This is a genomic window from Streptomyces sp. NPDC029138, from assembly GCF_055564375.1.
Genome location: NZ_JBVHWM010000017.1, coordinates 38905 through 58285 on the forward strand (window position 1 = coordinate 38905; position 19381 = coordinate 58285).

General features: G+C 70.2%; 16 protein-coding genes and 1 pseudogene. 7 read left to right on the plus strand and 10 right to left on the minus strand.

Annotated features, from left to right (window positions below; all coding sequences use genetic code 11):
• The first annotated feature begins 259 nt into the window (after positions 1-259).
• A complete protein-coding gene (gene gndA, locus ACZ4WH_RS16795; protein ID WP_468180988.1) occupies positions 260-1699 on the plus strand; it encodes an NADP-dependent phosphogluconate dehydrogenase in 1440 nt (479 codons plus the stop codon).
• 571 nt (positions 1700-2270) lie between these two features.
• Here the strand turns inward: gndA and ACZ4WH_RS16800 are convergent.
• The 5 genes and pseudogenes from ACZ4WH_RS16800 to ACZ4WH_RS16820 form a co-directional block, all read right to left on the minus strand.
• Entirely contained in the window at positions 2271-2615 is a 345-nt protein-coding gene (locus tag ACZ4WH_RS16800; RefSeq protein ID WP_468180990.1) for a GNAT family N-acetyltransferase, read from the minus strand.
• 56 nt (positions 2616-2671) lie between these two features.
• The gene (gene panD, locus ACZ4WH_RS16805; RefSeq protein ID WP_014676382.1) at positions 2672-3091 is read right to left on the minus strand and encodes an aspartate 1-decarboxylase; all 420 of its coding nucleotides are present in this window, start codon (positions 3089-3091) and stop codon (positions 2672-2674) included.
• A gap of 812 nt (positions 3092-3903) precedes the next feature.
• Positions 3904-6387: a SpoIIE family protein phosphatase gene (locus ACZ4WH_RS16810; protein WP_468180993.1), complete on the minus strand. Its 2484-nt coding sequence runs from the start codon at positions 6385-6387 to the stop codon at positions 3904-3906.
• Between the two features lie 245 nt (positions 6388-6632).
• Positions 6633-6770, minus strand: a pseudogene (locus ACZ4WH_RS16815) (GntR family transcriptional regulator); the annotation flags it as partial.
• Positions 6771-6862: 92 nt separating this feature from the next.
• Entirely contained in the window at positions 6863-7597 is a 735-nt protein-coding gene (locus ACZ4WH_RS16820) for a GNAT family N-acetyltransferase (RefSeq protein WP_468180995.1), read from the minus strand.
• Between the two features lie 673 nt (positions 7598-8270).
• Here ACZ4WH_RS16820 and ACZ4WH_RS16825 point away from each other — a divergent pair.
• Positions 8271-8978: an SDR family NAD(P)-dependent oxidoreductase gene (locus tag ACZ4WH_RS16825; protein ID WP_468180997.1), complete on the plus strand. Its 708-nt coding sequence runs from the start codon at positions 8271-8273 to the stop codon at positions 8976-8978.
• 140 nt (positions 8979-9118) lie between these two features.
• Here the strand turns inward: ACZ4WH_RS16825 and ACZ4WH_RS16830 are convergent, their stop codons facing one another.
• The gene (locus ACZ4WH_RS16830; protein ID WP_468180999.1) at positions 9119-9511 is read right to left on the minus strand and encodes an MmyB family transcriptional regulator; all 393 of its coding nucleotides are present in this window, start codon (positions 9509-9511) and stop codon (positions 9119-9121) included.
• Between the two features lie 376 nt (positions 9512-9887).
• Here ACZ4WH_RS16830 and ACZ4WH_RS16835 point away from each other — a divergent pair, with 376 nt between their 5' ends.
• The 3 genes from ACZ4WH_RS16835 to ACZ4WH_RS16845 all read left to right on the plus strand — a co-directional run bounded on the left by ACZ4WH_RS16835 (position 9888) and on the right by ACZ4WH_RS16845 (position 12756).
• Positions 9888-10247 carry an SDR family NAD(P)-dependent oxidoreductase gene (locus tag ACZ4WH_RS16835; protein ID WP_468181001.1) on the plus strand — a complete coding sequence of 120 codons (360 nt, stop codon included), beginning with the start codon at positions 9888-9890 and terminating at the stop codon, positions 10245-10247.
• Positions 10133-10636, plus strand: coding sequence for an SDR family NAD(P)-dependent oxidoreductase (locus ACZ4WH_RS16840; protein ID WP_468181118.1), 504 nt, complete (start codon positions 10133-10135; stop codon positions 10634-10636). Before ACZ4WH_RS16835 ends, ACZ4WH_RS16840 begins: the two co-directional genes overlap by 115 nt.
• An 899-nt stretch (positions 10637-11535) precedes the next feature.
• Positions 11536-12756, plus strand: a complete 1221-nt coding sequence (locus ACZ4WH_RS16845) for a metallophosphoesterase (RefSeq protein ID WP_468181003.1) — start codon at positions 11536-11538, stop codon at positions 12754-12756.
• 1202 nt (positions 12757-13958) lie between these two features.
• Here the strand turns inward: ACZ4WH_RS16845 and ACZ4WH_RS16850 are convergent.
• Genes ACZ4WH_RS16850 through ACZ4WH_RS16865 form a run of 4 tightly spaced genes read right to left on the minus strand, consistent with a single transcriptional unit; the run spans position 13959 to position 16932 of the window.
• Positions 13959-14756 carry a maleylpyruvate isomerase family mycothiol-dependent enzyme gene (locus ACZ4WH_RS16850; RefSeq protein WP_468181005.1) on the minus strand — a complete coding sequence of 266 codons (798 nt, stop codon included), beginning with the start codon at positions 14754-14756 and terminating at the stop codon, positions 13959-13961.
• A gap of 30 nt (positions 14757-14786) precedes the next feature.
• Positions 14787-15116: a hypothetical protein gene (locus ACZ4WH_RS16855; protein WP_468181007.1), complete on the minus strand. Its 330-nt coding sequence runs from the start codon at positions 15114-15116 to the stop codon at positions 14787-14789.
• A 38-nt stretch (positions 15117-15154) separates the two neighbouring features.
• A complete protein-coding gene (locus tag ACZ4WH_RS16860; protein WP_468181008.1) occupies positions 15155-15928 on the minus strand; it encodes an SDR family oxidoreductase in 774 nt (257 codons plus the stop codon).
• The gene (locus tag ACZ4WH_RS16865; RefSeq protein WP_468181010.1) at positions 15925-16932 is read right to left on the minus strand and encodes an NADP-dependent oxidoreductase; all 1008 of its coding nucleotides are present in this window, start codon (positions 16930-16932) and stop codon (positions 15925-15927) included. The genes ACZ4WH_RS16860 and ACZ4WH_RS16865 overlap by 4 nt, the downstream gene beginning before the upstream one ends.
• A gap of 267 nt (positions 16933-17199) precedes the next feature.
• On the opposite strand from ACZ4WH_RS16865, the gene ACZ4WH_RS16870 reads away from it, so the two are divergent.
• Both ACZ4WH_RS16870 and ACZ4WH_RS16875 read left to right on the plus strand, forming a co-directional pair.
• On the plus strand, positions 17200-17736 hold the full coding sequence (locus tag ACZ4WH_RS16870) for a DUF485 domain-containing protein (RefSeq protein ID WP_468181012.1): 537 nt from the start codon (positions 17200-17202) through the stop codon (positions 17734-17736).
• A complete protein-coding gene (locus ACZ4WH_RS16875) occupies positions 17733-19355 on the plus strand; it encodes a sodium/solute symporter (protein WP_468181014.1) in 1623 nt (540 codons plus the stop codon). The genes ACZ4WH_RS16870 and ACZ4WH_RS16875 overlap by 4 nt, the downstream gene beginning before the upstream one ends.
• Positions 19356-19381 lie beyond the last annotated feature (26 nt).

Below are 19381 nucleotides of genomic sequence, written 5' to 3' on the forward strand. Positions count from 1 at the left end.
TCGGCATGCGTCAGGAGCGGCAAAGGTAAGCGCCACGAACAGGCCATGACAAGACAGGAAATCGGCCTCCCGTGCGGCTCAAGTGGCCGGGAACGGCCCCTGCTTGATCCGAGGGGCCGGTGAGTGAGGCGGACGGCGGCCCCGCTGCGTACACATGCGTGGCGGGTCGGATGTGCGCTCGCCGTAGCGGCACGCAAGGATGGGCAGGGACCCGTACTGACGGAGCCGTAGTACACGAGGCAACCAGGGAGCAGGCGGTATGAGCACTTCAGCGCAGATCGGTGTCACGGGCCTCGCGGTCATGGGCCGCAACCTCGCCCGGAACTTCGCGCGCAACGGCTACACGGTCGCCGTGCACAACCGTACGGTGTCGCGCACGAAGGCGCTGGTGGAGGAGTTCGGGGACGAGGGCGACTTCGTCGCGGCCGAGACCGCCGAGGAGTTCGTGGCGGCCCTGGAGCGCCCTCGCCGGCTGGTCATCATGGTCAAGGCGGGCGAGCCGACGGACGCGGTGATCGAGGAGTTCGCCCCGCTGCTCGAGCCCGGCGACATGATCATCGACGGCGGCAACGCGCACTTCGCGGACACGCGGCGCCGGGAGCGGGAGCTGCGCGAGCGGGGCATCCACTTCGTCGGCACGGGCATCTCCGGCGGCGAGGAGGGCGCGCTGCACGGCCCGAGCATCATGCCGGGCGGTTCGAAGGAGTCGTACGAGTCGCTGGGCCCGATGCTGGAGAAGATCTCCGCGAAGGCGGCGGACGGGGCGCCGTGCGTGACGCACGTGGGTCCCGACGGTGCCGGGCACTTCGTGAAGATGGTCCACAACGGCATCGAGTACGCCGACATGCAGCTGATCGGCGAGGCGTACCAGTTGCTGCGCGATGTCGCCGGGTACTCCCCCGCGCAGATCGCGGACATCTTCCGCACCTGGAACACCGGCCGGCTGGACTCCTACCTGATCGAGATCACCGCCGAGGTGCTGTCCCACGTGGACGCGGCCACCGGCAAGCCGTTCGTGGACCTGGTCGTGGACCAGGCCGAGCAGAAGGGCACCGGCCGCTGGACCGTGCAGATCGCGCTGGACCTGGGCGTACCGGTGTCCGGCATCGCCGAGGCGGTCTTCGCCCGCTCGCTGTCCGGCCACGCGCCGCTGCGGGCCGCTTCGCGGCACCTGTCCGGCCCGAAGCCGTCCCCGCTGAGCGAGTCGGAGGCGGCCGCCTTCGCCGACCGGGTGGAGCAGGCGCTGTACGCGTCCAAGATCGTGTCGTACACGCAGGGCTTCCATGAGATCGCCGCGGGCAGCGAGGAGTACGGCTGGGACATCGACCTCGGTGCGGTGGCCTCGATCTGGCGGGGCGGCTGCATCATCCGGGCCGCGTTCCTGGACCGCATCCGCGCCGCGTACGACGCCCGGGCCGACCTGCCGAGCCTGCTGTCGGACGAGACGTTCGCACGCGAGATCGCCGAGGCGCAGGACGACTGGCGGGAGGTGCTGATCGCGGCGACCCGGCAGGGCGTGCCGACGCCCGGCTTCGCGGCGGCACTGGCGTACTACGACGCGCTGCGGGCGGAGCGGCTGCCGGCCGCGCTGACGCAGGGGCAGCGGGACTTCTTCGGGGCGCACACGTATCGGCGGGTGGACCGGGAGGGGTCGTTCCACACGCTGTGGGGCGGAGACCGGAGCGAGGTGACCGCGTAGCGCGGTTCGGCTCGGAAGGGCTCGGCGCCCGGTCGTCTCGGTCGGGGCGCGGGTGCGGGTGCGGGCCGTGCGTGGCTGGTCGCGCCCACGCGGAGCCGCAGCCGGCACCGCCCCGCGCCCCCTCGCAGGAACCTGGCCCCTCTCATGTTCCAGGTGCCCGGCCCCTCCCGTGCCTCAGGTGAGCGGGGGTCCCGGCTCCGGGTTCGGTACGGGTTCCGGGCCCGGAGGGATGGGGGACGGGGACGGCTCCGGGGGGCCCGGGTGGGGCGGCGGCGGGGTCGGGTCGGGGCCCGGTGGGGGCGGGGTGGGCTGCGGGACCGGTTCCGGAGTCGGGACCGGGCTGGGATACGGATCCGGCGGGGTCGGGCCCGGACCCGGTGTGGGGCCCGGCGGTACCGGGTCGGGGTGCGGGTTCGTCATGGTGTCCTCCGGGCAGTCACGGGACGTCGCCTCTGGACTACTCCCCCGCCTACCCGACGGCCGCGCGGCCACTCACCCGACGGCAGCACCGAACGGGTCCGGGTGGGTGGCCGACGGGATGACGAGCGGGCGCTCGACCAGGCGGGCGGCCTCAGAAACGGTCCGGGTGGGCGCGCAGCCAGTCCTTCGCGGCCGACAGCAGCCGGGGGTCGGCGGGCGGGGCCGCCTCGGGGTGGCGTTCGGCCCACTTCACGACGTACGAGCAGAGCGGGGCCACCGGGACGCCCTCGCGCTCGGCGAGGTCGTACAGCTCGCGGGCGAGCGATCCGGCGATGCCCTTGCCCTCATGGGCGGGCTCCACGATCGTGTGGACGGGGACCAGGGCGCGCTCGGGCGCCTCCAGGACGAAGTACTCGATGTGACCGACGACTTCACCGTCGCCGACGGCCTCCAGGCGGCCCGCCGCCCGGTCGTGGCGGATCTCGGTCTCGCTCATGGGCACGCACGCTCCTGGTCCTCGTCCTGATCCTGGCCCTGATCCTGCTCAGCCGGTCAGGCCCCTACGGCCTGCGGGCTGCGCTGCTGGTCCGAGCCGGGCACCGGTTCGGACGGGTCGGCGCCGAGGGACACGATCCGGTTGCCGGCGTCGACGTGCACGACCCGGGGCCGCAGCGCGCGGGCCTCCGCGTCGGTGACCTGAGCGTAACTGATGATGATCACAAGGTCGCCGGGGTGGACGAGGTGGGCCGCGGCCCCGTTGATCCCGATGACCCCGGACCCACGCTCGCCCTCGATGACGTACGTCTCCAGCCGGGCGCCGTTGGTGACGTCCACGATGTGCACCAGTTCCCCGGGCAACAGGTCGGCGGCGTCGAGAAGATCGGCGTCGATGGTCACCGATCCCACGTAGTGCAGGTCGGCCTGGGTGACGGTGGCTCGGTGGATCTTGGACTTGAACATGGTACGCAACATTGGGGCACTCCCACGAGTAGGCTCCCTGCCTGCGTTTTTGCAGGTCAAGGGCTGTTCAACACCCTACAACGAGTCGCACGTTCGGGCAGCTGACGCGCCGTCAGACCACTGGAGGAGGGGGCGAGCGCTCCCCCGCCGCGACGGCAGCACAAGCCTACGCAGCACCCCCTCAGAGGCATCCGTGATGACCGTCACTCGGGCGGTCTGGACGGCAGTCAGAGGCAGCGACGCTCGACCGGGAACCGGACCGCGCACCGCCGTGGGTCAGCTGGCCCGAGCGCCTCCATGCAGCTCACAGCTACTTCGGGCGGCAGGACACCGAGCTGGCTGTGCCTCCATCGGGAAGAACGGGGGGCCGGGCCTCTTGGGCCATCAGGCGTCGTGGTCGATCGTCCCGAAGCAGTCCCGGATATCGACCTCGAACACCGTTCCCGCCGCTGGTTCGGGGCAACGCGCACGGCCTCGCACGCGTCGATCGCGGACCGCTTGGGCCGGATTTCGTTGCTCGCCTCGGTGAACGGGGCCTCGAAGACCGGTTCCAGGACCAGCTTCGCGGCCGTCATCAGCACCCGGTCCGCCGCCGTGGGAATCGACAGCGGCCGCAACTCCCCCGGGCGCCCCGGTTTGGGGATCTGGACCCGCCGCAACACCGACGGACGATACGTATGCGTCCGCGGTTTCTCCGACAGGTCCTGGAGCCACCCCGAGGACTCCACCGCGTCGACGGTCACGCCGTCCACTCCAGGGGCTCCCCGGTTCGCACACACCGGCCCATGCCCGCCGACACGATGGCCGGTGCCGACACCGAGCCGTCAGACGGGCACGCCTGCCCAGGCGGATTCGTCGGGGTCCAGGATCTGCTCTGCCCAGATGGTCTTGCCTGCGGGGGTGTGCCGGGTGCCCCAGCGCTGGGAGCATTGAGCGACCAGGAAGAGTCCACGGCCCCCTTCGTCCGTGGTGGCCGCTCGGCGGATATGGGGAGCGGTGCTCGCGGTGTCGCTGACCTCACAGATCAGTGTCCGGTCACGAACCAACCGGAGCTGTATCGGATCACGGCCGTAGCGGATGGCATTGGTGACGAGTTCGCTGACGATGATTTCCGTGGTGAAAGCCAGGGGTGCCAGGTCCCACCGGTCGAGTTGCCGTAGGACGAGCGAGCGCATGTCGCCAACGGCTGCCGGGACAGGGGGCACGGTCCATGTGGCCACCTTCTCGGAGTCCAGGAAGTGCGTCCGGGCGAGGAGGACGGCCAGGCCCTGCTCCGCGGTGAGATGGGGAGCGACCAGATCGGCTATGGAGCGGCACGTTTCGTCAAGGGGGCGGCTGTCACCGGCGACAACGGTGCCGAGTCGGTCGGCGACTGCGTCGGGCGTGTCCGCGCCGAGCAGGAGGCCCTGGCTGGAGAGGACGAGGGTACTGCCTTCGGCGAGCTCCACGTCCCACGGCTCGAAAACCGGGTCGCCGAGGCCGAGCGGCTCGTTGGCCGGCAGGTCGGGAACGGTCACCTCCCCGTCGCGGCCGACGATCGCGGGTGAGGGATGACCGGCGCTCGCCATCACGCAGCGCCGCGAGACGGGGTCGTAGACGGCGTATAGGCAGGTCGATCCCATCAGCGCCGCCACGACGGGCGCGGACCGGCTGGCGTGCTCGCGCGCCAGCAGCCGCGGCACCATGTCGTCTATCTGACCGAGCAGCTCATCGGGTGCGAGGTCCAGCTGAGCCAGTGTGCGTACCGCGGAGCTGATGTGTCCCATGCAGGCGGCCGCCTGGAAGCCCGTGCCGGGTACCGCGCCGACGACGAGGGCGACCCGGGCGCCGGAGAGGGGGATCACGTCGAACCAGTCGCCGCTCACCTCCGCGTGCACGTGTGAGGGCTGGTAGTGGTGCGCTGTCTCGACTGCGCTCTGATCCGCGACGCTGCGGGGCAGCATGCTCGCATGGAGGGTGAGGGCCGCCCGGTGTTCGTTGGTGTAGCGGCGAGCGTTGTCCACGCAGACGGCGGCCCGCCCGACGATGTCCTGGGCGAGAACGAGATCGTCGGGTTCGAAGGGTTCCCCAGGACGCGTCCTGTACAGATGTACGAAGCCCAGGGTCGTCCCCCTGGCGCTCAGCGGTACGAGCATCAAGGAGTCGACGCCGTATGTGCGCATGGCCTGGATCCGCGGGTCGGAAGAGTCCCGCATCCACGAAGTGTCGGGGTCGATGACAGGGATCAGCCTCGGCCGGCCGTCGGCGAGGGTCTGCACGTGAGGTGAGTCGGGAGGGTAGTTCTGCACTTCGCCGGGCGGCGGGACCCCGCCGACGATCACCGAGTCGTCGGCTTTGCGGGCGAGGCAGCGCAGCGCGACCGGATCCTTGCCCATCGGCTCAGGTTCCGCGCCCGCCATCACCTTGTCCAGGAGGTCTATCGTCGCGACATCGGCGAGCCGCGGAACCAGCATGTCCACCAGTTCCTCCGCGGTGCGCTCTACGTCAAGGGTCGTGCCGATACGAGCTGTGGCCTCGCTGACAAGGGAAAGACGTTCACGCGAACGGTGGCGTTCCGTGATGTCAATGATCAGATCAGTCACCCCGAGGACGCCGCCATCCGGTCCGGTCAGGACCACGGAGGACACATTCCACACGTGGTCTCTGCCCGGGTCGGCGGGGGTGCGCCCGTGATGGACGGCATTGATGACCGGCTGCCCGGTCTCCATCACCCTCCTGAGCCTCGACTCGATCGCGCTGGTATCGAGCCCCGGAAGGACATCGCCGACGGAACGGCCGAGGGCCTGCTCTTTGGGGAAGCCGTGGATACGCTCCAAGGCGGCGTTGACCCTTGCGAAGTGCAGATCCCGGTCGTAGACGGCGATACCGACCGGCGCCTGGGCGAAGAGCGCCTCCTGGATCGCCTGCCCCTCCGCCGCCGCCGATAGAGAGGCGGGGACCGCGATGACCAGGGAGACCTCGCCCGGAGAGCCGCTGGGTCCGAGCAGTCGTGAGCTGTGAAAGACGAACTGGGCGGGTTGCCCCGCCCGGCGGTCGCCCACGGTGCCGTGGCCCGCGACTGCCGCCTGTGCCGAACCGGCGGAGTTCGAGGAGCGTTCGGTGAACGCCTCCGGCCACAACTCAGCCGCCGGCCAGCCGATGGCATTATCGGCGCCGCGCCCGAACAGCTCCTCCGCCGCGACGCTCCACGCCGAGATCACGCCGTGGCCATCGACGACGAAGCCGGCGATGCCCTCACCGCCGGCTGCTCCTGAGAGACAGTGCGCGGGAGAGTCCTCAGAGGGATTGCCCATCATCAGTCCCGTCACGCGAAGTGACGCCCACGGGCCCGGCGTCGCCTGCAAGTCGGATGACCGGGTGGTTCGTCGTGTGGCAGGACCACCGGCTCGTCCCTGGCCAGCCTAGCCAGAGTTCCAGGGTTGCGCCTGGTCGTCGTCGGCCCGGCGTTTCCGCTCGCCTCGGCCCGAGGGGCCAGGCCCCCGGGCTCGGCCGCGTGGGCTCAGACCAGTCGCTCGTGTCCCCAGAGCAAGGCGAACACGGCGGGGCCCCCGAATTTGGCCGTGGGCAGCCGGTCCCCGGGCACCAGCATGCCCGACCGCAACGCCTGTTTGGCCTGCTGGACGAACTGCTGGTACGCAGCGATGCCGCTCTGCCGGTCGATGCGGAATTCCACGCTCCCCATCACCACCATTTCAGTAATTCGCCAGTCAAGCGCTGATGGCGGGGGCGCCACGGCGGTCTCAACTTGCCCCGGCCGCCCCGCAGTGGGCGGCACCGCAGGTATCAGGCAGGCAGTGTGAAAAGCCGGTACTCGGACACCCTCGCGAATCCGAAACGCCGGTACAGCGGCTCGCCTGCGGGACTGGCAAGGAGGGCGGCCAGGCCCATCCCGCGCTCCTGTCCGGTCCGCAGCGCGGCTGCTGTCAGTGCTGCTCCGATGCCCCGTCGGCGGTGCTGCTCCGCGACGTGGACGAGGAAGATACCGGCGACTCCGTGTGCCGTGACGACCACCGTCGTCCCGACCACGCGCCCCTCGGCAACGGCGGCGAGCCGTACGATGTCGGCGTTGTCCGGGTGCTGGGCCTCGATCCGCACGATGCCCGGCTCCACGCCGGGCGTGACGCCCATGGAGGTGCTGTAGACGCCGACCAGCTCCGTCAGCCGGCCCCCCGCCTGGGCTGCCTCGATGCTCAGGCCAGGGGGAGGTCCTTCCAGGTCGGCGACGTGGTCCAGCGACCGGGTCATCAGGGGCAGCACCCCGAGCTGTACCGCCCCGCGGGCGACGAGGGCGGTGGAGGTGCCCTCGGGACTGTCCGGACCGGCCCACCACCACCAGGGGACGTCTGCCAGCCGGGTCCGCGCGGTCGCCACGGCCTGGTCGATCGCGTCCAGGGACCGCACCCGCACCACACCGTTGAACTGCGGTTGCGCGAGCCCGCTGCGGTAGTAGTCAAAGTCGCCTGTGGAACGATCCGCCTGGCCCCAGCCCATGAGGTACTGCCGGAAGTTCGCAGTCACCCGCGACGTCTCAGCGCTCGGAGCGCCTGCCGATTCCATATGTCGGTGATCTCCATATCCCGGGCGCCGTCATTCTCTCTATTGCGGACCCGGCTCGTCCGCCGGGAGCGGTGGCGGTCATTCCTTGGGGCCTTTCCTGGCGGGGAGTGGCGATACGGCGGTCTGTCGCGGCCTGCGGCAGCGGACAGCTCGTCGGGCCGTCTCCCGGCACTGCCCTTGTTCCGCCTCCAACCTTCCCGACCGAGTCCCGTGCGTGGCAGTACCCTCGTGTTCCTGGGAACGACAGGGACAGTCACCCCGCCGAGAACGGAACCAGCCTGCGAGAGCGGAACCAACCTGCTTGGTGGACGGCTCCCGGCTCCCGGCGGGGCAGGGTCACTGGGGACCTCGGCCCGACAGGGGAGCCTCCTGCCCACTGCCGTGCCCGTCTGACCAGCGTCTTCCCGCTCACCTCACGAGCTGTACATCACCGACGTTGACCATACTCCCCTCCTCCATCCGAGCTGAGGACCGCCTCCGGCGCCCGGGATTGGATGCGCCGATTGCGAGCTCATGCATTTCAATGAGGAGTGCGGGCCCATCATGGGCGGGCCGTTCCGCCCGTGTGCGGCGCGGGTTTTGGGCAGTGGAAGCACGTGGAGTACAGGGAAATACGAGAAGGGGGAGGGATACTGTGACGGCGACACTGATCACCGGGGCGAACAAGGGCCTGGGGTTCGAGACCGCCCGCCGGCTCGTGGCCGCGGGACACACCGTCTACGTCGGCGCCCGGGCCCCAGAACGCGGGCAGAGGGCCGCCGAGGAGCTGGGCGCCCGCTTTATCCAGCTCGACGTCACCGAGGACCCCTCCGTCAGCGCCGCGGCTCAGTTGATCAAGGACTACGGCGGCCTGGACGTACTGGTCAACTGCGCGGGCATCGAGCCCCGCACGGCGGACGGCGGCTTCGTTCCCGCCTCCGAGGTGACCGCCGACTCGATGCGGACCGTGTTCGAGACGAACGTCTTCGGACAGGTCCGGATGCTCCACGCCTTCCTGCCCCTGCTCGAGCAGTCGGACGCCCCGGTCGTGGTCAACGTCAGCAGCGGCACCTCGCTGATGCGCGACCTGGTGAATCCCGACTCGCCCGGCCACTTCTACCCCGACATCGCGTACCCATCCTCCAAAGCCGCGGTCAACATGCTCACCGTCCAGTACTCCAAAGCCTATCCGGGCATCAGGATCAACGCCGTGGATCCCGGATTCACCGCTACCGACCTGAACCGGCACGCCGGTACCCAGACCGTCGAGGAAGGCGCGGAGATCATCGTCCGGATGGCCCAGATCGGCCCGGACGGCCCCACCGGGGGCTTCTTCGACGCAGCCGGAACCATCCCCTGGTAGCCGACAGCCCTCCCTCAGGCGTGGCCGCTCCCGTCAGACCCCGCCGGACTCGTTCCGGCCGCCACTCCGCTGCGGACCGGTGGCGTCAGGCCCCTGATCGCCGCGCTCGGGGCGGGAGGCCGCCGCCTGGCCGGACGCACTCAGGCTGCCCAGCAGACCGAGCAGCTCGCACTCCGGCTGCCCGGCTCGGCGTGGAACACCACCAGGATCATCTCGTCGGTGCCGCCGATGGTGAGCTTGTCCGACCGCAGGTCGAGATCCCCGACCTGCGGATGGCTCAGCCGGCTCACCCGGCCGACCTTCGGGCGTACGTCGTGGCGGCCCCACAGATGCCGGAACCGGTCGCTGCGCACCGACAACTCTCCCACCAGTTCCACCAGCCTCGGATCATCCGCATCCGGTCCGGCATGAGCCCGCAGGCTCGCCACTCCCTCGCGGGTGGCCTCCTCCCAGTCCCGTCGAAGCTCGCGCTCCGCGGGATCCAGGAACACCAAGGTGTTGACGGCGAGCAAGTCGCAGAACTTGTTCTGCACGTACGCGGGGTGAGCCGGCGGATGCTGACCGGCACCCGTTCCGGCCGCGCGGCTCGGCGGCGGCGCGGTACGGGCTGCGCCAGCCGGTGCAGGTAGGCCGTGGCGTCGGAGTCCAGCCGGAGCACCTCGGCCAGCGCGTCGTCCCGACATCCTGCGGCCCCACCAGTTCGCGGCGTGCCCTGAGGAAGTCACCGAGCGCGTTCGCGCCTTCCATGACTCCCACCGTAGTTCCGGTCCGGCCGGATGTGGGTGTCCCTGTCATTCCCAGGAGCCAGGGGGTACTGCCGCCTGCGCCGACGGGCGCGCACGGTGGAGATCAGTCCCTCTGTGGCACCCCCACCGAGGGCATCGCCATCACTGCGTAAGGATCACGCTCATGAGTATCGCGCTCGTCACCGGCGGTAACAAGGGACTCGGTCGCGAGGTCGCGCACCGCCTGATCAAGCTCGGCCACACCGTCTACATCGGTGCCCGCGACGCCGAACGCGGCCGGGCGACCGCCGACGAGATCGGCGCGGAAATGCTCCTGCTCGACGTCACCGACGACGCCTCCGTCGCCGCGGCGGAGGCGTCGTCGGTGACGGAGGCGTCGACGCCTCCGTCGCCGCGGCGGCCGAGGACCTGCGCCGCCGCGAGGGCCGACTCGACGTGCTGGTCAACAACGCCGGCGTCTTCGAGGGCATGGTCAGCGCCACAGCCGCCACGGCAGCCCACTTGCGGACCGTACTCGACGTGAACGTCGTCGGCCTCATGGGCGTGACACACGCCTTTCTGCCGCTGCTCCAGGAATCTGCGTCGCCGGTCATCGTGAACGTCAGCAGCGGACTGGGTTCATTCGGTGTCGTCACTGACAGCGAAAGGCCCGAGTCGCACTACGTCACCCCGGTGTACTCCGCCTCGAAGGCGGCGGTGAACATGCTCACCGTCCAGTACGCCAAGGGCCTGCCGCACATGCGCGTCAACGCCGTGGAACCCGGATTCAGCGCCACCGACCTCCACGGCATGACCGGACAGGGAATCCAGTCCCCCGAGGAAGGCGCTGAGGCCATCGTGCAGTACGCCACGATCGGCCCCGACGGTCCGACCGGCACCTTCGCCGACCGCACAACCCCCCTGCCCTGGTAAAGGCCCGAATCCCTACCAGCCCCCAGCGGCGAAGTCACCCCCGAGCGCAGCCGGTGCGGCGCAAGCCGCAGGCACACTTGCCGCGTCCGGCCGCAAGGCCTTCGCGACGATCCGGGATAGCGGGCATGGCCGCCGGCCTACGACGCCGGCGGCGCCGAGCGGCAAGGTGCCCGCGTCGCGGAGCAGCACCGGCACACGATTTCCCGTAACTACTGGCTCGGCTCCGCGTTTGTTACAGCATGGGTTCCGCAAGCCGGTCGCGTTGGACCTCGGCGACGGTCACGTCCAGCGCGGGCGGTGGCGGGGCGGCTGAGGTCAGAGGAGCGGGTGTCGGTGGTGTCCGCCTGCCGCAGGGCCAATCTGACGTCGCGGCAGGTCGGCCCAATGTTCGGGATCTCGAAGTCCCAAGAGCCACTGGTTCTCCAACCAACCAGCGCAGTTCGTGATCGGCGCCGATAGCCGGCTTGTGATCGCCGTGTCGGCTATGCCGGCGTTCCTGACAGCGGCGGGGCGACTGCCTGGCGTCGGCGGCGCCCGTTCGACGCCGGTGCGTACGTCCTGACCGACGACCTCGGAGTCGTGGACACCGTGACGGGCCGCCTGCAAGCCGAACTCAAACGCCACCGGTGGCACTACATCAACCCCGATCACGTTTGCCACCAGCGCCACCGTTGGACCAGCCGCAATCCCGGGGCACGCTCCACTGGCGGCAGTAAGGGCCTGGGAAGGCAGTAGCACCCTGATCCGGCTCATGCCGAGGGAGGTGCCTACGGCGAAGTCTTGCCATACCGCAGAGAACCCTTCGCCCCAAGCGGCTGCACCCATGAACGCCGGTCCGGCCGGCCCGGAGGCGACCGGATACAGTGCGCGAGACGGCAGCCTGGTCAGGGAGGGGAAGCGTGACCGACACCAGTAACACCCGGCCCGCCGAGGGTGAAGCGCAAGCTCCGCGGCAGAGCCGACTGCACCGCCTGATGCGCCACATCCCCCTGATCGCCCCTGTCCTGCTGTGGGCCGTGCCCTGCTGGGTGCTGCTGTACACCGGCCAGCACTGGCCGCTGCCCGCCACACTGATCTGCACCGCCCTGTTCGTCCTCGGCCTGATATGCATGCCGCTCGCGATGGTGCGCGGCCACGGCAGGTGCCAGCAGGACCGGGCGGCGATCATCGGTGACACCCTGCTGGGCACCAGCTGGATTCTGTTCACCTGGTCCGTTCTGCTCGGTGTCCTGCTGCGGCTCGCCCTGACCGTGGCCGACGTCGAGGACGGTCAGGACCGGGCCCGCATCGTCACGTGGGCCGTCCTCGGCGTGACCGCCGTACTGCTCGCCTGGGGGTACGCCGAGGCCCGCCGCGTGCCCCGCGTGCGCCGACTCGACGTACGACTCCCGCGACTGGGTGCCGGGCTCGACGGCCTCCGCGTCGTCCTCATCACCGACACCCACTACGGCCCACTCGACCGCGCCCGCTGGTCGGCACGGGTGTGCGAGACCGTGAACACCCTGGAAGCCGACCTGGTCTGCCACACCGGCGACATCGCGGACGGCACGGCCGAACGCCGCCGCGCCCAGGCCGTCCCGCTCGGTACCGTGCGGGCCACCCGGGCCCGTGTGTACGTCACCGGCAACCACGAGTACTACAGCGAGGCCCAGGGCTGGGTGAACCTGATGAACGAACTGGGCTGGGAGCCGCTGCGCAACCGCCATCTGCTGATCGAACGCGGGGGCGACACCCTCGTGGTCGCCGGCGTGGACGACGTCACCGCCGAGTCCTCCGGCCTGGCAGGCCACCGCGCCCACCTCGCCGGAGCCCTGGACGGCGCCGACCCCGACCTGCCCGTCCTGCTCCTGGCGCACCAGCCCAAGTTCATCGACCGGGCGGCAGCCGTCGGCATCGACCTCCAGCTCTCCGGCCACACCCACGGCGGGCAGATCTGGCCCTTCCACCACCTGGTCCGCCTCGACCAGCCCGCCGTCGCCGGCCTCAGCCACCACGGCACCCGCACCCTCCTCTACACCAGCCGTGGCACCGGCTTCTGGGGCCCGCCGTTCCGCGTCTTCGCCCCCAGCGAGATCACCCTGCTCATGCTCCGCTCCCCACACCGGTCCACCACGCCGTAGCACTAGGCGGGCCGACACATCCGCTTGGAAGTGCGCCACCGACGCTTGACGCGTGTACCGCCAGCAGACAAACCTGCTGACCTCAGCATCGAATCAGGCCGCTTCCCACAAGCCTGCGTCCAAAATGCGAGCCGCCTTGGCGATGCTCCCAGGCACTTAGAGGCGAAGTAGTGCCGGAAGCTGAACATGCCGACACCCTCCTCCGCGGGGAGGTCCTTGAAGAGCTTCTGCACACGGCGGCGTTCCATCGGCTCGGTGTAGTAGCCGCTTGGGCCGCGCAGGAGACAGCCATCCTGCGTGGTGCCGTGCTTCTCCTCAAACCACTCCATCGCTTCCGCACCGAGCGCGGCAGGGGGACCTCCCGGAACTCCCCCGCCTTGCGGTGCTTTGGTAGACGTCATCCGCCACAACATTGTTGATGATCACTGCCCGGGCTTCCCCGTTTCGCAAGCCACAGCCCACCATCATGACGGTCTCAAGCGCGAGACGTAGGCGAGCGGCGGGATAACACCTAGCTGTCGAGCCACGCATCAAGCCTTCCGAGCAGGGCGCCGGGCGGGGCAGTAGGTCCCAACCGCGGGTGCAGGTCAGCAAGCCGGACACCGTCTGGCCTGATGCTGACCATTTGCTGACTCGGAGGCGGCAATCAAGGCCCTGACCAGGGGAACACCCAAACTCCTGAAAGACGGCTCCCTGCCTGCTTTGTGCAGGTCAAGGGCGGTGTTCACTGTACAACTGGCACGTGCCTGACTCGAAGATTGTGAGGAACATCGCTTCACTCCGAGGAGGGGGCGCCTGCCTGAGCTTCCGTGCGGACCAGGCCCTTGTGACGCCACCGCACAAGCGCCTGTTCGAACGCCCGTCGCACGCGTCCCGGGAGCGCTTGGAAGTGAGCGAATACCGGTACCACCGCATCCACGGCCTCGTCGCCGAAACCAAGACCCAAGGACCCAAGCGGCGTCTGGGCACCGACGCCCTCGACCTGGTCCCGGGTGCGCCAGGGCACCGTACCGGCGAGCGCGGCGAGCCAATGCCCCGTCCTGGTGGACCACCGAGACGCTGACGATGTCACCGCCGTTGTCGGCGGCGTTGGTACAGCGGTGAAGACTGCCGCGCACGCTGGGGCCAGAGTCTGACCGTGGCTCAGCAACATGGTGGCCGGTGGGCCACGGCCCGCGTTCGCCGGGCCGCGCGCCCGCCGTTCAGAAGGCGGAGTTGGCGAACCAGTGGGCCAGCAGGTGCTCGTCTCCCTCGTGAGTCAGGGACTCGGCGCGGTAGGGAAGGCGGCCGTAGACGAGGAGGAGCATGTCGGCCGCGGTTCCCCGGACGGTCGCGTCAGCGGTGTCCGTGGCCGCGTCGGCCGGGTCCAGGCCGAAGCCGTCGGGCCGCAGGCGGACGAGCCAGGTGTCGTCACCGTCGGTCGTGCGGAAGCGGATGGACCGGTCGGGACCACGCAGGTCGGCCACCTTGGGGGCGAAGGAGGCGGCGAAGGGCAGGTTGACGAGGAACTCGTCGATCCCGTCTACGGCGAGGGAACGATCGATCGCGGGCCGCAGACCGAGGGCGAGTTCGGCGTCGGCCCGGTGCAGCAGTGTCTCGAAGAGCATGCGGCGGGCCCAGAAGCGGGCGTGCTGGTCGACGCCCCACGCCCACATCGGCAGGTCCGGGTCGGTGGCCGCGAAGGCCTGGGCGGCCACGGTCGCGCTCTCGGCCAGCCAGTCGGCGTATGCGTCCTCCCGCTCCGGGAGTTGCAGGTCAACCTCACGGGTGCGCGGGGGCTCCTGGATGCGTGTCCGCAGCAGGACCGAGAACCAGCGCTGGACGCTGCCCGTGTGCTTGACCAGGTCGGCCAGCGTCCAGCCGGAACAGCTGGGCACCGCGGTGGCCAGGTCGGCGTCCCTGACGGTGGCGACGAACCGTGCGGTCTCCGCCGCGACCGCCGCCCGGTGATCGACCGGCGGGACGGCGGAGGCGTGCTGGGTGGGGGCGGAGGTGTTCATCGTGAGATGCCTTTCCAGGAAGGTGCGGGGTCAGCCGGACGGCTGGTCGAGGACGGCCCGGGAACCGCTCTCGGCGGCCTTCCGCACCAAGGGCGCACGAGGGGCGTGCGCCGACTTGATGCCGACGAGCGGAACGGCGACCACCAGGCCGAAGGCCACTCCCGCGATCGTGAAGCCGATCGTGAACTGGCTTTCCTGAGGCAGTGCGGGCATGCCGTCCGGCAGCGGGATGGTCTTCGACGCCAGCAGCGTGGTGATCACCGCACTGGCGATGACGCTGCCGACCGAGCGGGAGATGGAGTTGATGCCGTTGGCGATGCCTGACTGGTGGGCGGGAACGCTCGCCAGAGGGTGAGCCACCCGGCACTCATGGGGCACGTTTTCCGGATGTACGGCGCTCAGACGCCGGCGGGCCTGCCCGGACCGGGCACGTTACGGAAGCGGAACGGCTCCGGGTCGCGGCCGGCCTGGATGAACCAGCACTCCCCCGTGCCCTCCCCGGTGACAATCCGCAGCACCGTGTCCGCCACGAGCTCGGCCGGGATGACCGGCAGCCCCTGCTCGGAGAGCATGCCGCGCAGGTGGTCGATGATGCGCGACTCGGCGAACCCCGGGCAGACCGCGTTGAAGCGCACGTTGTCCGGCGCGAGGGCCGGGCCCAGGGAGCGGGCGAGGCCAACGACCGCGTGCTTGTTGGCCGCGTACAGCGGATCGAACGGCACCGCCGCCAGACCAGCCAGGGACGCGGTCGCCACGATCGAGCCTCTGCCGCGCGCCCGCAGCGCGGGCAGGACCGCGTGAGTGCCGAAGACCACGCCGTCCAGGTTGGCGCCCATCGCCCGCCGGTAGCGCGCCGGGTCGAAGTCGTCGCCGACGCCGCATCCGGTGGCCACGCCGGCGTTGAGGAACGCGATGTCGACACCGCCGTACTGCTCCTGGGCGAAGTCCACCAACGCACGGTTGGCGTCGAGGTCGGAGACGTCGCAGGCACGGAAGTGGCCGTCGATCATCTCGGCCACCTCGCGACCGCCCTGCGCGTCGAGGTCCGCGACCACGACCCGCGCCCCCGCCTTCGCCAGCGCCAGCGCCGTGGCCCGGCCCAGTCCGCTGGCGCCGCCGGTGACGATCGCCACCTTGCCGCGGAGTCCGGCCCCGCTGCCCGCGGCCGTCATGCCAGCTCCAGGACGAGCTTGCCGACGTTCTCGCCACGGAAGAGCATGTGCAGCGTCTCGGGGAAGTCGTCCACGGTGCCCCGCACCACGTGCTCCTTGACCTTGATGCGGCCGGCGCCGATCCAGCCGGAGATCTCCTGTGCGGCCTCCGCATAGCGCTTCGCGTAGTCGAAGACGACGAAGCCCTCCATGCGGGCGCGGCGCACCAGCAGCGAGAGGTAGTTGGAGGGGCCCTTGACCGGGGTGGCGTTGTTGTACTGGCTGATCGCGCCGCAGACCACGACGCGCGCGTGCATCGCCAGCCGGGTCAGGGCTGCGTCGAGGATGTCGCCGCCCACGTTGTCGAAGTAGACGTCGATGCCGTCGGGAGCGTGCTGTCGCAGCGCCTTCCTGACGTCCTCGGCCCGGTAGTCGATCGCCGCGTCGAAGCCCAGTTCATCGGTGAGCAGGGCGCACTTCTCCGGCCCACCGGCGATGCCGACGACCCGGCAGCCCTTGGCCTTCGCGATCTGACCCGCGATGCTGCCGACCGCTCCGGCCGCCCCGGACACCACGACCGTCTCACCATCCTTCAGCGCCCCGACATCCAGAAGGCCGAAGTAGGCGGTCATGCCGGGCATGCCCAGGGCGCCGAGATAGGTCGAGGGCGGGGCAAGGGAGGTGTCGATCTTCATGGCGCCCCGGCCGTCGGAGACCACGTACTCCTGCACGCCGAAGGTGCCGGCCACGTGGTCGCCCGGCTGGAAGTCGGGGTGGTCGGATGCCGTGACCTCGATGACCGATCCGGCGCGCATGACCTCACCGATGCCCACCGGGGGCAGGTAGGAGGGACGGTCGTCCAGCCAGCCCCGCATGGCCGGGTCCAGGGAGATGACGCGGGTCCGGCCCGCGAACTGGCCCGGGCCCGGTTCGTCGACGGGCCTCTCAGCGTGCTCCCAGTCCTCGGGTTTCACCTCGCCCACAGGGCGGGCTGCCAGACGGATCTGGCGATTGGTCGCAGACATAGCGCCTCCTGTCGTCGCGGTTCCCTGCGACCATACCGACCAGTAGGTACGTCAGATGCAGTGACGTTCGCCACAGTTCGATCCGGCCGTCGGACGCCTATGGTTCGCAGGCCGTCGAGCCGCCGGCCGCCACTGCGGTTCAGATGCAATCTCGAGTTCGAAACGTAACGTCCGACTGGCTTATCAGGCATTCCAACCAGTCGGTATCGTGCGCCGCCCACGTTCTTCTCAAGCCCCAACGGTCCCCGCAGATCGGAAGGCCTCGCGATGACACATCCCGACGACGGGCGGTATCCGCAGCCGGCATCGCCGGAATGGACGCAGCCGCGGACCGAGCCGTCCGGCCGCGCCCCACGACATGACGCGTACGGGCGAGCCCCGTGGCAGGAGTCCTCCGCGCCCGGATACGACAACGCTCCGTTCCGGAACGGCAGCCACGGGCACGGCGGCCCTCCGTACGGCAGGTACGGAGCGGCCATCCCGCAGGATCCGTACGCGCACGAGCGGCACGGCGGTGACCTCGTCGCCCTCCGCTCGGCCTACCGTGTGCTCCGCCGGGTCTCCACGTTCACCGCGCTCGGCTCGTTCGTGGTGTACGTGGTGCTGTCCTGCTGCGCACCGGACCTGATGGGGTCCAAGATCACCGGGGAGCTGAGCCTGGGCATGGCCCTGGGGGTCCTGCAGCTCGTCGTCACCTTCTGGGCGGTCTTCTGGTACGGACGCAGCGCGCGACGCTCGGTGGACCCACTGGCCGGCGCCGTCAGGGAGCGGGCGGGCGGCCGGGCCGCGGGGGTGGCGAGATGAACGACTTCGGCTCCGGGACGCAGACCATCGTCCTCGTCCTGTTCACCGCCCTGGTCACCGTCACGCTGCTGATCTGCGTGATGACGGGACCGGACCGCGACGACCTGACGAACTTCTACACCGGCTACCTCTCGCTCACCCCGGTCAAGAACGGCCTGGCCATCGCGGGCGACTACATCTCCGCGGCCACGGTGCTGAGCACCACCGGCATCATCGCGCTCGCCGGATACGACGGCTACGTCCTCGCGGTCAGCACCGCGCTCTCCCTCGTGCTGCTGATGTTCCTGCTGGCGGAACCCCTGCGCAACGCCGGGCGGTTCACCATGGGCGACGTCCTGGTCCGCACCCTGCCCGGGCGTGACGGGGCCGTGCGTGTCGCCGCCTGCCTGGTGACGCTGGCGGCGACCCTGCCCTTCCTGGTCGTCCAGCTCTCCGGTGCCGGGTCGCTGCTCACGTTCATCCTGGACATCCCGCACGGGGAGGGTGCCCGGACCGCGTGCATCGTCATCGTGGGCAGCCTGATGATCATTTACGCGGCGCTCGGCGGGATGAGGGGCACCGCGCTCCTACAGATGATCAAGATCGTCATCCTGCTCGGCACGAGCGTCGTGGTCGCCGCGCTGGTCCTGAACCGCTTCGACTGGAACCCCCAGGACGTGCTCAGGGCCGCCCAGCACGGCAGCGGCACGGGCCCCGCCTTCCTTCAGCAGGGCCTACAGCTGGGCACCTCGGCCGTGGACCGGCTGGACTTCATCGGTCTCCAGATCACCGTGGTCCTCGGCGTGGCCTGTCTGCCCCACATCACCATGCGTCTGTACTCCGCGCACGACGTGCCGGCCGTGCGTCGCTCGATGTCGTGGGCGGTCGGCACGGTCACCACCTTCTGCCTGCTCGTGATCATCGTGGGGACCGGAGCGGCGGCGCTGGTGGGGTCGCGGTCCATCACCGCGGCCGACGCCCACGGCAGGACGGCGCTGCTCATGCTGTCGCAGGTGCTCGGCGGGGCCCACGGCTCCGCGGGCGTGACGATGCTCTACTCGGCCGTGGCGGGCATGGTGTTCATCACCCTGCTGTCCTCGGTCGCCGGAATGACCCTGGCCGCGGCCTCCTCGCTCGCCCACGACCTGTTCGCCCACGCGGTGCGGCGGGGACAGGGGGAGCCGCAAACAGAGATGACGGTGGCGGCGTGGACGAGCGTGGCCGTGGGAACCGTGGCCATCGGGCTCTCCACCCTGGTCCAGGACTGGGACGTCGCCGTGCTGACCACTCTGGCCGTCTGCATCGGGGCGTCCGCGGTGGCCCCCGCGCTGACCTACTCCTTGTTCTGGAAAGGATTCACGCGCACCGGCCTGCTTGCCACCCTCTACGGCGGTACGGCCTGCGCGGTGGTGCTGATGGTCTTCTCCAAGGCCGTCTCGGGCACGCCGTCCGCCGTCTTCCCGAACACCGACTTCCACTGGTTCCCCATGCAGTCCACCGGACTGATCTCCATCCCGTTCGGTTACCTGGCGGGCTGGCTGGGCAGCCGTCTGGACCACCGGCGCCGCGCCGCGGACAGCCGGCAGAGCCGGCAGCTCTACGAGGAGAGCGAGGCACGCCTGCTCGCCGCCGCCGAGTGACCGGGCACGCCGCCGGGAACCGGCCA

What these genes read in the sequence shown, in the direction of transcription:
- ACZ4WH_RS16800 (WP_468180990.1), bottom strand. Translation starts at nt 2,615, where the DNA reads ATGAGCGAGACCGAGATCCGCCACGACCGGGCGGCGGGCCGCCTGGAG.
- ACZ4WH_RS16860 (WP_468181008.1), bottom strand. Translation starts at nt 15,928, where the DNA reads ATGACGGCCGCGGGCAGCGGGGCCGGACTCCGCGGCAAGGTGGCGATC.
- panD (WP_014676382.1), bottom strand. Translation starts at nt 3,091, where the DNA reads ATGTTGCGTACCATGTTCAAGTCCAAGATCCACCGAGCCACCGTCACC.
- ACZ4WH_RS16870 (WP_468181012.1), top strand. Translation starts at nt 17,200, where the DNA reads ATGACACATCCCGACGACGGGCGGTATCCGCAGCCGGCATCGCCGGAA.
- gndA (WP_468180988.1), top strand. Translation starts at nt 260, where the DNA reads ATGAGCACTTCAGCGCAGATCGGTGTCACGGGCCTCGCGGTCATGGGC.
- ACZ4WH_RS16875 (WP_468181014.1), top strand. Translation starts at nt 17,733, where the DNA reads ATGAACGACTTCGGCTCCGGGACGCAGACCATCGTCCTCGTCCTGTTC.
- ACZ4WH_RS16835 (WP_468181001.1), top strand. Translation starts at nt 9,888, where the DNA reads ATGAGTATCGCGCTCGTCACCGGCGGTAACAAGGGACTCGGTCGCGAG.
- ACZ4WH_RS16865 (WP_468181010.1), bottom strand. Translation starts at nt 16,932, where the DNA reads ATGTCTGCGACCAATCGCCAGATCCGTCTGGCAGCCCGCCCTGTGGGC.
- ACZ4WH_RS16850 (WP_468181005.1), bottom strand. Translation starts at nt 14,756, where the DNA reads ATGAACACCTCCGCCCCCACCCAGCACGCCTCCGCCGTCCCGCCGGTC.